Here is a 13,637-nt window from a genome sequence, read left to right as displayed (position 1 = left end):
GTGTGGGGGCTGTGGCCCGCGGGTCAGGCGCGGGCGCCCGACAGGGCGATGGAGTGCAGGAAGCGCATCAGGGTCAGCAGCACGTCCTTGCTGGAGGCCCGGCGGCGTACGTCGCACTCGATGATCGGGATCTCCGGGGCCAGGTCGAGCGCGGTACGCAGTTCCTCGACCGCGTAACGCGGCGCGTCCGGGAAGGAGTTGACGGCGATGACGAAGGGCACGCCGCGCTCCTCCAGCCGGTCCATGACGTCGAAGCTGACCTCCAGGCGCCGGGTGTCGACCAGGACGACGGCGCCGAGCGCGCCTTCGAACAGGCCGTTCCACAGGAACCAGAAGCGCTCCTGGCCGGGGGTGCCGAACAGGTAGAGCACCAGCCGGTCGGTGATGCCGATGCGGCCGAAGTCCATGGCCACGGTGGTGGCCGTCTTCGTGTCGGAGCCGTAGTTGTCGTCCACGCCGATGCCGGCCTGGGTCATGGTCTCCTCGGTGGTCAGCGGCCTGATCTCGCTGACGGAACCGACCATGGTGGTCTTGCCGACACCGAAGCCGCCCACGATCACGATCTTCACCGCCGCCTGGGTGGTGTGCGGCAGATGATCCTCGGTACGTGGGCCGGGGAGGGTGTCAGAGCCGTTGAAGTCCATGCATCACCGCTTCGAGGAGTGAACGGTCGGGGAGCGCCTGTCGGACGATCGGGGCGCGCGCCTGCACCAGTTCGGCCGTGATCAGTTCGGTGATCAGTACGGTCATCGCGCTGAACGGCAGGTTCAGATAGGCCGACAGCTCGGCCACGGACAGGGGGGCGACGCACAGCCGCAACACCGCCGTGTGCTCCGGCGAGGCGCCCGGCTGAGGTGCGGAGCGCGCCACGATTAACGTCACGAGGTCGAGTTCGGCGCGCGCGCCGTCCTCGGCTTCGGCGAAGGCGTACAGCCGCTCGGGGTTCTTGGGCTCGGCCTGGCCGTCCGGCGGCTCGGGGGCCGGCGGCGTCGGCAGCGGAGGAGGCGGCGGTTGCGGTCGGCGCCGTTTGCGTCGTGGAGGAGTCATACGGTCTGCCCGTTCCGCCGGGGCGGACTGGTGAGGTGGGCGCCGATCCGGACGACCAGGTCACGCATCATGCCGCTCATCCGGCCGGGTTCGCAGGTCACGTCGGCGAGTACGGCGAGGTAGGCGTTGTCGCCGGCGTTCATGAGGTAGAAGTAGCCGCCCTCGATCTCGAAGACGACGACCTGCATGTCACCGGCGCCGGGCAGCTCCTGGATGATGGCGCCCGCCAGGCTCTGCACGCCCGCGCAGGCGGCGGCCACCCGGTCGGCGGCGTCGGGGTCGCCGCCGTAGCGGGCGATGCGCAGTCCGTCGGCGGAGAGGACCACGATCATCTCGATGCCCGGCACGCCGTCGTTGAGCTGCTTGAGCATCCAGTCGATGTTGCCTCGCTGCTGGATCACTTGAGGTCCCCCTCGTCATAGGCCTCGGTGGCGCCCTCGGCGGGCTCGTCGGCGTAGTCGTTGAGCAGGTGCACGTACTTTTCCGGGTGCCTCGTGAAGTCGGTCAGTTCGGGGCCGGTGGCGTCCTCGGGCATGCCCTTGCGCAGGCCGTTCCAGAAGTCCTCGATCCCCTGGCCGATCGGCCGCTCCCGGAGCTTCTTGATCTCGGGGTCCAGCTCGGGCTCGGGCTCCGGCTCGCGCTTGGCCTGCGACCAGATGGTCGGCCTGCCCTCGCGCTCGGCGCGCTCGATCTCCGCCTGTTCGGCGTACCGCTGGCTCAGCGGGGTCTTCACCTTGCTGCGGCGCTGCGGCAGACCGCCCGCCGTCCACTCGGTGACGACGGGGACGTCGTCCTCCATGGAGATCCCGGCGGGGATCTTGGGGCTGGTCGGGCGGCGCTTCTTGGGCCGGCGCTTCGGGCCCTCCACCGCGCCGAGTTCGGGCTTGGGGATGCCGGTCGCGCCGATGCCGTGGGCGGCGCCCACGCCGGGCTCGGTGGTCGTCATGACGCGCGGAACGATGAGGATCGCCCGGACGCCGCCGTAGGCGGAGGCGCGCAGCGAGACCTCCATGTCGAACATCTTGCACAGCCGGCCCACGACCGCGAGGCCGAGGCGCGGGTTCTCGCCGAGGTTGTGCGCGTCGTCGCCGTTCTTGGCGTCCTCGATCATCCGCTCGATGCGGACGCGGCCTTCCTCGCTGAGGCTGACACCGGCATCCTCGATCTCGATGACGACGCCGGTCTGCACCTCGGTGGCGGTGACGTGCACCTTGGTCGAGGGCGGTGAGTAGCGGGTGGCGTTGTCGAGGAGCTCCGCGGCGGCGTGGATGACCGGCTCGACGGCGGTGCCCTTGATGTTGATGTTGACGATGGAGTTCAGCTGGATACGGCGGTACTCCAGGATGCGCGACATGGCACCGCGCAGCGTGCTGTAGAGGGAGACCGGCAGGGGCCACTGGCGGCCCGGCCGGCCGCCGCCGAGGACGGAGATGGTGTCGGCGAGCCGGCCGATCAGCGAGGTGCCGTGGTCGATGCGCAGCAGGTCGTCGAAGACCTCGGCGTTACGGCCGTGGTCCTCCTCCATCTCCCGCAGTTCCTTGGCCTGTTGGTGGACGATGGCCTGGACGCGGCGGGCGATGGTCACGAAGGAGCGCTCGGTCGCGTCGCGCATCGAGATCTCGTGGTCGGCGCCGCGCAGCCCGACCCGGAACATCTCGCGGTACATCGGGGGCAGCGCCCGCAGCTCGGGGTCGGCGTCGTAGACGTTGGCCAGCACGGTGCGCAGCGGGGCGCCCGCGCGCAGGTGCAGCAGACCGGTGGGGATGACGTCCGTGGCGAACTTCTCGATCAACTGGTCCTGGGCGGCGATCCGGTGTTCCAGATACGCGGTGTGACGGGCGTGCTCGGCCTGTTCCGCGCGGAGCCTGCGGCCGCGCCGGGCGGCCTCCGCGCCCAGGGCGAGGACCAGGAGCAGGGCCAGGGCCCCGACCGCGCCGGCGACGAGCCGCGCGGACTGTGGCGCCAGGGCTACCGCCGCCCCGGTCGCGGCGGCCATCACTATGGCCGGTGGCAACAGCACGCGCGCATAGGGACGTTCACGGCGACCGGGCGGCTTCTGAACACTCACCATGGATGCCTTCTGAGACGAATCGGCTGGGTGTCGGAGGTGCTTGTGGGGGGAAGGTTCATGGAACTGAAGGGATCTATCACCTGTTTGGGAACAAGCGCGCGAATTACCTCAACTCGGTGCGCCGCGGGCGAGCTTAGTCCGACCGGATCATCGCCGTGTCATATTCAGCAAGCACCTGAAATCGCCCTCGCAACAGGAGTACGCTCGGCCCCATTTATACGCACGGCTGCGATTCGAACACGTGCGGTAATGACTTCAGGGCGTGCGAAAGCGACTCACCGTAACGAGTGAAGGGGCCGCAGAATGCGGCCCCTTCAGACTCCGGCAGGTCGGGTCACCCCACGGGTCACCCCACGGACGAGTAGGCGACCACACCCCGGAGCAACTGATCAACAGCCTTGCGCGCAGCCTTCGCCACGGTCGAGCCCTCGGAGGGAGACGCCGCCGAGATCTGCCCCAGCACGTCGATCACCTGCTTGCACCACCGCACGAAGTCACCGGCCGGCATCTCCGCCTCGCGCAGCACCTCGTCGAGCCCCTTGCCGGAGGCCCACATGTACGCGGCCCAGGCGAAGCCGAGGTCCGGCTCGCGCTGGCCGACGCCCTCGGTCTGGTTGATCCGGAAGTCCTCCTCCAGGGCGTCCAGCCGGCCCCAGATCCGGACCATCTCCCCCAGCGCGGCCTTCGCCTTGCCGGACGGCAGCTTCGGCGCCATCGCGTCGTCGCTGAGCCGTGCCTCGTACACCAACGCCGAGACGCACGCGGCGAGTTCCGCGGGAGCGAGGCCCTCCCAGACACCGGCCCGCAGGCATTCGCTGGCCAGCAGGTCGAGTTCGCCGTAGAGCCGGGCGAGCCGCTTGCCGTGTTCGGTGACCTCGTCGCCGCGCAGGTAGTCCAGCTCGGCCAGCAGGGCCACGATGCGGTCGAAGGTGCGCGCGATGGTGTTCGTACGCCCCTCGATCCGGCGTTCCAGCTGCGAGGTGTCGCGCAGCAGCCGGTGGTACCGCTCGGCCCAACGGGCGTGGTCCTCGCGGTCGTTGCAGCCGTGGCAGGGATGCGCGCGGATGGCCGTGCGCAGCCGGGCGATCTCGCGGTCGTCGGCGGCCTGCGAGCGCTTCTTGCGGGCCCGCTCCGGCGGGATGTGCCCGGCCTTGGAGCGCAGCGCGGAGGCGAGGTCCCGACGGGACTGCGGCGAGCGCGGGTTGAAGCTCTTCGGGATCCGCATCCGGTCCAGCGCCTCGACCGGCACCGGGAAGTCCATCGACGCCAGCCGCTTGACCTGCCGTTCGGCGGTGAGCACCAGCGGGCGCGGGCCGTCGTGGTGGTCGAAGCCGCGGTGTCCGGTGGCCCGGCCGGCGGGCAGGCCCGGGTCGAGCACGAGGGCGAGGCCGGCGTACTTGCCCGTGGGGACGTGGATGACGTCGCCCGGCTTGAGCTTCTCCAGGGCGGTGGCGGCCTCGGCGCGCCGCTGGTTGACGCCCTGCCGGGCCAGCTCCGTCTCACGGTCCTTCAGCTCGCGGCGCAGTCGCGCGTACTCCTCGAAGTCGCCGAGGTGGCAGGTCATCGACTCCTGGTAGCCCGCGAGTCCCTCTTCGTTGCGCTGCACCTGGCGGGAGATCCCGACGACCGACCGGTCCGCCTGGAACTGCGCGAAGGAGGTCTCCAGCAGCTCGCGCGAGCGGGCCCGGCCGAACTGCTCGACCAGGTTGACCGCCATGTTGTACGACGGCTTGAAGCTGGAGCGCAGCGGGTACGTACGGGTGCCCGCGAGACCGGCCAGGTGCTCGGGGCTGATGCCGCGCTGCCACAGCACGACGGCGTGGCCCTCGACGTCGATGCCGCGGCGCCCCGCGCGGCCGGTCAGCTGGGTGTACTCGCCCGGCGTGATGTCGGCGTGCTGCTCGCCGTTCCACTTGACGAGCTTCTCCAGCACCACCGAGCGGGCGGGCATGTTGATGCCGAGGGCGAGCGTCTCGGTCGCGAAGACGGCCTTGACCAGACCGCGCACGAACAGTTCCTCCACGACCTCCTTGAAGGTCGGCAGCATGCCCGCGTGGTGCGCGGCGATGCCCCGCTCCAGGCCTTCCAGCCACTCGTAGTACCCGAGGACGTGCAGGTCCTCGGACGGGATGGCGGCGGTGCGCTCCTCGACCAGGGTCCGCACCTGGGCGCGTGCCTCCTCGTCGTTGAGCCGCAGGCCCGCGTACAGGCACTGCTGTACGGCGGCCTCGCAGGCGGCGCGGCTGAAGATGAAGGTGATGGCCGGGAGCAGGCCCTCGGAGTCGAGTCGCTCGATGACCTCGGGCCGGCCCGGCGTCCACACGCGCGAGCGCTGTCTGCGCTCCCGCTCCCGGTCCGCCTCGCGCATCGCCCGGCCGCGGCGGCGGTCCTGGTACGACGGTCTGGTGGCCTCCATGCGGGCGAGGCGCACGAGGTCGGGGTTGACGGCCTTCTTGTGGCCCTCGCCCTCCTCGAACAGGTCGTACATCCGGCGGCCGGCGAGCACGTGCTGGAACAGCGGGACGGGCCGGTGCTCGGAGACGATCACCTCGGTGTCGCCGCGGACGGTGTCCAGCCAGTCACCGAACTCCTCGGCGTTGGAGACGGTCGCCGACAGCGACACCAGCGTCACGGACTCGGGCAGGTGGATGATCACCTCTTCCCAGACGGCGCCGCGGAACCGGTCGGAGAGGTAGTGCACCTCGTCCATGACCACGTGGCCGAGGCCGAGGAGGGTCTGGGAGCCGGCGTACAGCATGTTCCGCAGGACCTCGGTGGTCATCACGACGACCGGGGCCTCGGAGTTCACGCTGTTGTCGCCGGTGAGGAGGCCGACCTTGTCGGTGCCGTAGCGGCGGCACAGGTCGGCGTACTTCTGGTTCGACAGCGCCTTGATGGGTGTCGTGTAGAAGCACTTCTTGCCCTGCTGGAGGGCGAGGTGGACGGCGAACTCGCCCACGATCGTCTTGCCCGAGCCGGTGGGGGCGGCCACCAGCACGCCCTTCCCCGCTTCGAGCGCCTCGCAGGCCTCGATCTGGAAGGGGTCGAGGCCGAAGTCGTACATCTCGCGGAAGGACGCGAGCGCGGTGGCCTGCTCGGCTGCCCGCCTGCGGGCTGCCGCGTACCGCTCGGCCGGTGAGAGGTCCTCTGTCATCGTGCTTTCGAGCGTACCGGGCCCCACTGACAACCGGACGATCATTATCCCGATCGTGTGCCACGTGACACGACGCTGCCCCCGTCCACCTGGGCGGGGGCAGCGTGCGCGGCTCGGTGAGGGTCGTGGTGCGGGTGCGGGATCAGGTCACGTCGTCGTAGCCGTTGACCCGGTCCGTGCCCGGCGGCTCCGGCAGCGCCCGGCTGGCCGGGACCGGCTCGGCCTCGTCGATGGCCTCGGGGGTGAGGTCCAGTTCGGAGGCCTCGTCGTCGGCGGGGCCCGCCTCCTCACGACGGCGCTTGCGCTTGTCGTTCATCAGCGAGAAGCCGGTCGCGGCGAAGTACAGCAGCCAGATCGGGCCGGCCAGGGCCAGCATGGACAGCGGGTCGGTGCTCGGCGTGGCCACGGCCGCGAAGATCGTGATGCCGAGGATCATGCCGCGCCACCAGCCGAGCATGCGCTGGCCGCTCAGGATGCCGGTGAGGTTGAGGAAGATCAGCAGCAGCGGCAGCTCGAAGGAGAGGCCGAAGACGATCACCATGCGCGTGACCAGCTGGAGTAGGTCGTCCAGCGGCAGCAGGTTCTTGATGCTGCCGCTCGGCGTGAAGTCGATCAGCACCTTCGCCGTGGTGGGCAGCACCTCGTACGCGAAGAAGGCACCGGCGAAGAACAGCGGGGCGCCGATGAGGACGAAGGCGTAGGCGTACTTCTTCTCGTGCCGGTGCAGACCGGGCGCGACGAAGGCCCACAGCTGGTACAGCCAGATCGGCGAGGCGGTGACGACACCGGCCATCAGCGAGACCTGGAGGGCCAGGGTGAACGGCGCGAGCAGGCCGTTGATGGTGATCTCCGCGCACTGGTGACCAGCCTTGGTCTTCGCCAGTTGCTCGAAGCTCTGTGCGCAACCGACCGAGTCGAGGATCGGCTTGGTCAGGAAGTTGATGATGTCGTTGTAGAAGAAGGCGGCGACGATCGTCACGACGACGATGGCCAGCATTGCCTTCGCGAGCCGGTTGCGGAGCTCACGGAGGTGATCCGCGAGAGGCATACGCCCCTCGGGATCCTTCTCCTTCTTGCGGGCGGGCTTGGGCAACCCACGTCCTCATCTCGTGCGGCAGGCCGGGGGCTTCCGGCCGTGCGTCAGCGCTGGGTGGTGTCCGTCGGCTCGTTGACCGGGCGCGAGCTGGTCACGTCGCCGGGGGCCGCCTGGATGGTGCGCTGGGACTGGGCCTGCTCGTCGGAGGCGGGCGCCTGGGCGGAGGCGTTGCCCTCCTCCTTCATCGCCTTGGCCTCGCTCTTGAGGATCCGCGCGGACTTGCCGAGCGAGCGGGCCATGTCCGGAAGCTTCTTCGCGCCGAACAGCAGGAAGATGACGACGAGGATGAGAATGATCTCGGGGGCTCCGAGCCTTCCGAACATAAGTCTTTACCTTCTCACCGAGGCGGCTGGGGTGGGATGCTGTCCGATCAGTCGGACATGCGTCCGATGGTCGTGCTGGCAGCGATCGTAACGCCGGGGGGTAAACACGAAGCAATCCCCTTGCGTACTCCCGGTCCACGGAACGGGCCTCGTTCTCCGCACCGCGACAAGCAGCGTACCTGTCCCGACGGGCAGCGTGACAGGGCGAAGGGTCCCGGAGCGCGTGCGTCGCACTACTCACCGGGGGCCCGCGGGCGGGCTCACAGGGAATCGGCGGCACGGGCCGCGCTGACGGCCGCCCGCTCCAGGTCCTCGGCCGCCCTGCTGATGCGGCGCCCGGAGTCGGCGACCTGCAGTCCGAGGCGCCGCGCCGCCAGGAAGACCCGGACGGCGAGCACCCCCAGGACGACGAGACCCAGGAAACCCAGCGCTACCGCACACATCGGCCAGAACATGACGACGAGACTAGACGGTGGAGTGCAGACGCAGCGTCCTGACCCCGCCTCCCGTGAGCAGCTCGACGATGCGCTCACCGGCCGGTTTGCGGACGGCGGCGCCGCAGTCGGGGCAGGTGAAGGAGTAGAACGTCGTACGGCTGGAGGCGCCGATGGCCAGGCGCAGCGCGCTCGCGGCGAGCTCGAAGCGGCCCCGGCAGTCCGGGCAGCCCGCCCTGAACATCACGGGGGCGACTCTGCGCATCCCGGCGAAGGCGGATGCCACGGTCATGCCACCAGCAGTGGTCACCGGAGACTCGGTCATGGGCCTGCTCCTTGTTGTGGTTGTTCGCCAGCCGTCGTGCCGTGATGTGCCGCACCGCGCGGCTGCCGCGCCGTCGGGGCCGCTCGCGCCCCCGCGGCGGAGCCGCATCGCTCCCACAGCCCCGCACCCCCGCAGCGGCGCCGGCTCACTCCGCGTATGCCGCCAAAGCCTCTCCGGCCGCCCTCCGGGCGCTCTCCGCCAGTTCCGGCGGAGACACGATCCGGCCGTCGGCGCCGAGCCGTAGGGCGAGGCGGCGCAGGGAGGCCGGGTCGGGGGTGCGCAGAGTGATACGCAGCCCGCCGTCGGGAAGCTCATCGGCGCTGTCGTGCGGGTAGTACTCGGCGACCCAGCGGCCGCCGGGGCCGACCTCGACCACCACCTCCGGGTCCTCGGCGGCCGGCTGCACCAGGGCCTCGGAGAGGTCCCGCAGCTCTATCTCGGGTGGTGCGGACGGCTCGTCCAGGATCCGGATCTCGGCGACCCGGTCGAGCCGGAAGGTGCGCCGGGCCTCGGAGCGGCGGCACCAGGCCTCGACATAGGTGTGGCCGACGCTGACCAGGCGGATGGGGTCGATCTCGCGCTCGGTGACCTCGTCGCGGGCCGGGGAGTAGTAGCGGATCCACAGCCGGCGACGCTCGGAGATCGCCCGGTCGACGTCGGCGAAGACGCCGCCCTCGGACTCGAAGGTCACCGACAGCCGGGAGCTGGCGCCGGCCGTCTCCCCGGCCGCGGCCTCCACCTTGGCGGTGGCCCGCAGCAGGGCCTGGCGGTCGCCCTCGCGCAGGCCGGGCAGCGTGGCGACCGCGCGGGCGGCCACCAGCAGGGCCGTGGCCTCGTCGGCGGCGAGCCGCAGCGGCTCCGCGGCCTCCTCGCCGAGCGCCGCCGGGTTGTGCCACCAGATGCGCTCGCCGTCGGTGTCGATGTCCAGCAGGTCGCCGCCGCGGAAGCTGGTGCCGCACATGGGCAGCAGATCGAGGTCGGAGACCAGCTCGTCCTCGGTGATGCCGAAGGCGCGGGCGACGTCCGCGATCCGCGCGCCGGGGCGCTCCCTGAGATAGGTGACCAGGGACAGCATCCGCCGGGTCTGGTCGATGGCGTTCACGGGCCTGACCGGTTTGCCTGCCACAGTTCCGCTCCCCCTCAGCCCTTGGCCACGGCGCGCAGCCGGTCCACGACGTCCGCGCGCAGCTCGGCCGGCTCCAGCACCACCACGTCCGGCCCGAACTCCACCAGCCAGGCGTCCAGGCCGTGCCCGTACGGAATCTCCAACTCGTCCCAGCCGTCGCCGAGTTCCCGGACCTCGGTGGCCTTCGCCCGAAGGGGGTACCCGGAGCCGGCGCGCAGCCGGATCAGCGCCGAGCGGTCGGCGATCTCGCCCGCCCAGCTCGCGACGGTCTCGCGCACGGTGACCACGTCCGGCACGGGCACGGTGAAGCCCGTGCCGCGCGAGCGGACCCGGCCGGTGATCCGGGACAGCCGGAAGACGCGCTCGGCACCCCGGTCGCGGTCGAAGCCGGCCAGGTACCAGTGCCCGCGCCAGCACTCCAGGGCCCACGGCTCGACGTGCCGGGGCTCGGGGTGGGCGGCGGAGGCCTTGCGGTACTCGAAGAGGACCGGACGGCGGTCGCGGCAGGCCAGCATCAGCGGCTCGAACGCGGCCTCGTGCACCGGGATACGGGGTTCCAGCGCGCCGTGCGCCTCGTACGGATCGACGTCCTCCGGGAGCCCCGCGGCCCGCAGCTTCTGCAGGGCGCCGCTCGCGGCACCGGCGAGCCGCGCCTGCTGCCACACCTTGGCGGCCAGGCCGAGCGCGGCGGCCTCCTCGGCGTCCAGGGTGATGGGCGGCAGGCGGTTGCTGTCGCGGCGCGCGAGGTAGCCCACCTCGCCGTCCAGGTTCTCGACCGTGTCGATGACCAGGCCCAGCTCGCGCAGGTCGTCCTTGTCCCGCTCGAACATGCGGTTGAAGGAGTCGTCCGAGCCCGCCTCCAGATAGGCCTCGACGGACCCCCGCAGCTCACGCTTGCTCAGCGGCCGGCGCGCCCCGAGCAGGCACAGCGCGAGGTTCATCAGCCGCTCGGCCTTGGCAATGGCCATCGACGCCCTTCGCCTCCCCTTTTCATGCTTCCGACCGACGACCGTACCGCTCCTCGGTGCGGTGGCAAAAGCGAGGGCCCATGCCCGGGCAGGCATGGGCCCCGACCGATCGGATCCGATCAGACGGCGAGGAGGTCGACCACGAAGATCAGGGTCGAACCCGCCGGGATGAGCGGGCTCGGGCTCTGGTCGCCGTAGGCGAGGTGGGCGGGGATGGTCAGCTGGCGACGACCGCCGACCTTCATGCCCTGGACGCCCTGGTCCCAGCCCTTGATGACCCGGCCGGCACCCAGCGGGAAGGCGAACGGCTTGCCGCGGTTCCAGCTGGCGTCGAACTCCTCACCCGTCTCGAAGGTGACGCCCACGTAGTGCACGGTGACGTTCTGGCCGGCCACGGCCTCCGCCCCGTCACCCTCCCAGATGTCCTTGATCTCAAGGTCCTTCGGGGGCTCGCCGCCCGGGAAGTCGATCTCGGGCTTCTCGATGCTCACGTCAAAGCTCCTGCTTGTGTACGACACGAATCACGGACAGTCTTTCATCCCCGCGGCTCCCCCGCCCGCCACCGGGGCCCGGAGCTACATCGCGGCGAGCACGTCCACCGTGAACACGAGGGTGGCACCCTTCCCGACGGGGCCGCCGCTCGGCGGGGTGTCGCCGTAACCCAGCTCCGGCGGGACCACGATCAGCACGCGGCTGCCGACCTTCTTGCCGGTCAGGCCCTGCGCCAGGCCCTTGACCGTCTGCTGCATCCGCTCCAGCGAGAACTGCGCGAGCCGGCCCGAACCGTACGTCCGCTGGAACGTCTTGCCGCCGTCCCAGACCAGGCCCTGGAACTGGCACAGCACCGTCTGGTCGGCCTTCAGCTCCTCGCCGTCGCCCTCCAGGACATAGGTCGACACGAGCTTCTTCGGCGGGGCGGTCTTCGGGACCGTGACCTTCGGGACCTCGCCGTCGGTGTTGGCGGCCACCTTCGGCAGGGCCGCGTCGCTCTGCGCGACCGCCTTGCCCGTGACGGAACTCTTGGAGTTGTACGACTCGATCACGTCGATGACGAACACCAGGGTGTCGGTGCCCTTGATGCCTGCCTGCGGCTCACCGGACGTGCCGTAGCCCCACGTGGGCGGGACGGCGATCTGGACGCGGCTGCCGACCTTCTTGCCCGTCAGACCGTACCGCCAGCCGTCGATGATGCTGCCCTGCGCGAGCTGCATGACCAGCGGGCGCCTGCGGTCGTAGGAGTTGTCGAAGACCTTGGCCGTGTCCCAGATCTGGCCCAGGTAGTTCGCCTTGATGAAGTCGTTCTCGGCGACCGTGCGGCCACTGCCCGCGATCACCGTCTTGACCGCGAGGTCCTTCGACGGCTCACCCGCGCCCTTGGCGACCGTCGGCTTCTCGCCGAACTTCGTGCCCGCCGTGATCGCCGGCAGCGGTCCCGCCACGATCTTCGGCGGAGGTGCCGCGGACACCGAGGGCGTCGGCGAGGCACTCGTCGTGCCGGAGGCGGACTTGTTGTCACCGCACGCGGAGAGCGTGACCAGTCCCGCGGGGACGGCGGCGAGGAGGAGTGAGCGTCGGCGCACGGAAGGCCTCGTAATCGGTCGATCTTGTGGATTGGCGTGCGCGCAACTCTACGACGCGAGAAGGGCGCCGTACGGGAAACGTACGGCGCCCGTGTGGCGTTCCGGCATTGCGGTACGGAAACGCCCGACTCGGAATCCTTCGTCACATTCCGGCGATGAGCTTTTCCACCCGGTCGTCCACCGAACGGAACGGGTCCTTGCACAACACGGTGCGTTGTGCCTGGTCGTTGAGCTTCAGATGGACCCAGTCGACCGTGAAGTCCCGGCGCTGCTCCTGCGCCCGGCGGATGAAGTCGCCACGCAGACGGGCCCGAGTGGTCTGCGGAGGAACCGACTTGCCCTCGAAGATCCTCAAGTCGTCGCAGACCCGCGTCGCTTGGCCCTTGCGCTCCAGCAGGTAGTACAGGCCGCGGCGGCGGTGGATGTCGTGGTAGGCGAGGTCTATCTGCGCGACCCGCGGATGCGACATGGTCATGTTGTGCTTGGCCCGGTACCGCTCGATGAGCTTGTACTTCATGACCCAGTCGATCTCGGTGCCGATCCGGTCCAGTTCCTCGGCCTCGATCGCGTCGAGCGTGCGGCCCCACAGCTCCAGCACCCGGGCGACCGTGCCGGTACGGATGCCGCGGCGGTCGCAGAAGTCCACGGCCTTGTCGAAGTACTCGCGCTGCACCTCCAGCGCGGAGGCCTCCCGGCCGCTGGCCAGCCGCACCTTGCGGCGGCCGGTGATGTCGTGACTGACCTCGCGGATCGCCCGGATCGGGTTCTCCAGGGTCAGGTCGCGCATCACGGTGCCCGCCTCGATCATGCGCAGCACCAGATCGGTCGCCCCGACCTTGAGCAGCATGGTCGTCTCGGACATGTTCGAGTCACCCACGATGACGTGCAGCCGGCGGTAGCGCTCCGCGTCCGCGTGGGGTTCGTCGCGGGTGTTGATGATGGGCCGCGAGCGGGTCGTGGCCGAGGAGACGCCCTCCCAGATGTGCTCGGCACGCTGGCTGACGCAGTACACGGCGCCGCGCGGCGTCTGGAGCACCTTGCCCGCGCCGCACAGCAGCTGCCGGGTGACCAGGAAGGGGATGAGGATGTCCGCGAGCCGGGAGAACTCCCCGTGCCGCGCCACCAGATAGTTCTCGTGGCAGCCGTAGGAGTTGCCCGCCGAGTCGGTGTTGTTCTTGAAGAGGTAGACGTCGCCTGCGATTCCCTCCTCGTGCAGGCGTCGTTCCGCGTCCACCAGGAGTCCTTCGAGAATGCGCTCGCCGGCCTTGTCGTGGGTGACCAGTTCGATCACGTTGTCACATTCGGGTGTCGCGTATTCCGGATGTGAGCCCACGTCGAGATAGAGCCGGGCGCCGTTTCGCAGAAAGACATTGCTGCTGCGGCCCCATGACACGACACGGCGGAAGAGGTACCGCGCCACCTCGTCAGGCGACAGGCGGCGCTGTCCCCTGAACGTGCACGTGACACCGTACTCGTTCTCCAGCCCGAAAATGCGGCGGTCCATGACTGAACA

Annotated in this window: 14 protein-coding genes; all 14 read right to left on the bottom strand. The window is 70.1% G+C overall.

Annotated elements, in window-relative coordinates; translation table 11 throughout:
• Positions 1-23 precede the first annotated feature (23 nt).
• The 14 genes from BIV23_RS41870 to pafA all read right to left on the bottom strand — a co-directional run bounded on the left by BIV23_RS41870 (position 24) and on the right by pafA (position 13,628).
• The gene (locus tag BIV23_RS41870) at positions 24-644 is read right to left on the bottom strand and encodes a GTP-binding protein (RefSeq protein ID WP_071386246.1); all 621 of its coding nucleotides are present in this window, start codon (positions 642-644) and stop codon (positions 24-26) included.
• Positions 625-1,047 carry a DUF742 domain-containing protein gene (locus BIV23_RS41865; RefSeq protein ID WP_071386245.1) on the bottom strand — a complete coding sequence of 141 codons (423 nt, stop codon included), beginning with the start codon at positions 1,045-1,047 and terminating at the stop codon, positions 625-627. Before BIV23_RS41865 ends, BIV23_RS41870 begins: the two co-directional genes overlap by 20 nt.
• Positions 1,044-1,448 carry a roadblock/LC7 domain-containing protein gene (locus BIV23_RS41860; protein ID WP_071375758.1) on the bottom strand — a complete coding sequence of 135 codons (405 nt, stop codon included), beginning with the start codon at positions 1,446-1,448 and terminating at the stop codon, positions 1,044-1,046. The genes BIV23_RS41865 and BIV23_RS41860 overlap by 4 nt, the downstream gene beginning before the upstream one ends.
• Positions 1,445-3,118 carry a sensor histidine kinase gene (locus BIV23_RS41855; protein WP_177240234.1) on the bottom strand — a complete coding sequence of 558 codons (1,674 nt, stop codon included), beginning with the start codon at positions 3,116-3,118 and terminating at the stop codon, positions 1,445-1,447. Before BIV23_RS41855 ends, BIV23_RS41860 begins: the two co-directional genes overlap by 4 nt.
• 346 nt (positions 3,119-3,464) lie before the next feature.
• The gene (locus BIV23_RS41850) at positions 3,465-6,317 is read right to left on the bottom strand and encodes a DEAD/DEAH box helicase (protein WP_071386243.1); all 2,853 of its coding nucleotides are present in this window, start codon (positions 6,315-6,317) and stop codon (positions 3,465-3,467) included.
• Between the two features lie 97 nt (positions 6,318-6,414).
• Positions 6,415-7,365, bottom strand: coding sequence for a twin-arginine translocase subunit TatC (gene tatC / locus BIV23_RS41845; RefSeq protein WP_071386242.1), 951 nt, complete (start codon positions 7,363-7,365; stop codon positions 6,415-6,417).
• Positions 7,366-7,412: 47 nt separating this feature from the next.
• Positions 7,413-7,691: a Sec-independent protein translocase subunit TatA gene (tatA, locus tag BIV23_RS41840; RefSeq protein ID WP_071375762.1), complete on the bottom strand. Its 279-nt coding sequence runs from the start codon at positions 7,689-7,691 to the stop codon at positions 7,413-7,415.
• Positions 7,692-7,951: 260 nt separating this feature from the next.
• Positions 7,952-8,146 (bottom strand): hypothetical protein, encoded by a 195-nt coding sequence (locus BIV23_RS41835; protein ID WP_071375763.1) that lies wholly within the window; start codon positions 8,144-8,146, stop codon positions 7,952-7,954.
• Between the two features lie 10 nt (positions 8,147-8,156).
• Positions 8,157-8,450 (bottom strand): hypothetical protein, encoded by a 294-nt coding sequence (locus tag BIV23_RS41830; RefSeq protein ID WP_071386241.1) that lies wholly within the window; start codon positions 8,448-8,450, stop codon positions 8,157-8,159.
• 145 nt (positions 8,451-8,595) lie between these two features.
• Positions 8,596-9,576, bottom strand: coding sequence for a helix-turn-helix transcriptional regulator (locus BIV23_RS41825; protein ID WP_071386240.1), 981 nt, complete (start codon positions 9,574-9,576; stop codon positions 8,596-8,598).
• A 14-nt stretch (positions 9,577-9,590) separates the two neighbouring features.
• A complete protein-coding gene (locus tag BIV23_RS41820; protein WP_071386239.1) occupies positions 9,591-10,544 on the bottom strand; it encodes a helix-turn-helix transcriptional regulator in 954 nt (317 codons plus the stop codon).
• 119 nt (positions 10,545-10,663) lie between these two features.
• Complete coding sequence (locus tag BIV23_RS41815; protein WP_071386238.1) at positions 10,664-11,035, bottom strand: FKBP-type peptidyl-prolyl cis-trans isomerase; 372 nt, start codon at positions 11,033-11,035, stop codon at positions 10,664-10,666.
• Between the two features lie 84 nt (positions 11,036-11,119).
• Positions 11,120-12,124, bottom strand: coding sequence for an FKBP-type peptidyl-prolyl cis-trans isomerase (locus BIV23_RS41810; protein ID WP_071386237.1), 1,005 nt, complete (start codon positions 12,122-12,124; stop codon positions 11,120-11,122).
• A gap of 142 nt (positions 12,125-12,266) precedes the next feature.
• Positions 12,267-13,628 carry a Pup--protein ligase gene (pafA, locus tag BIV23_RS41805; RefSeq protein WP_071386236.1) on the bottom strand — a complete coding sequence of 454 codons (1,362 nt, stop codon included), beginning with the start codon at positions 13,626-13,628 and terminating at the stop codon, positions 12,267-12,269.
• Positions 13,629-13,637 lie beyond the last annotated feature (9 nt).

This window comes from Streptomyces monashensis (genome assembly GCF_001866665.1).
In the GTDB taxonomy this organism is placed as follows: Bacteria; Actinomycetota; Actinomycetes; order Streptomycetales; family Streptomycetaceae; genus Streptomyces; species Streptomyces monashensis.
The sequence above is the reverse complement of the archived record's forward strand: the minus strand, read 5'-3'. Positions and strand labels throughout refer to the sequence as shown.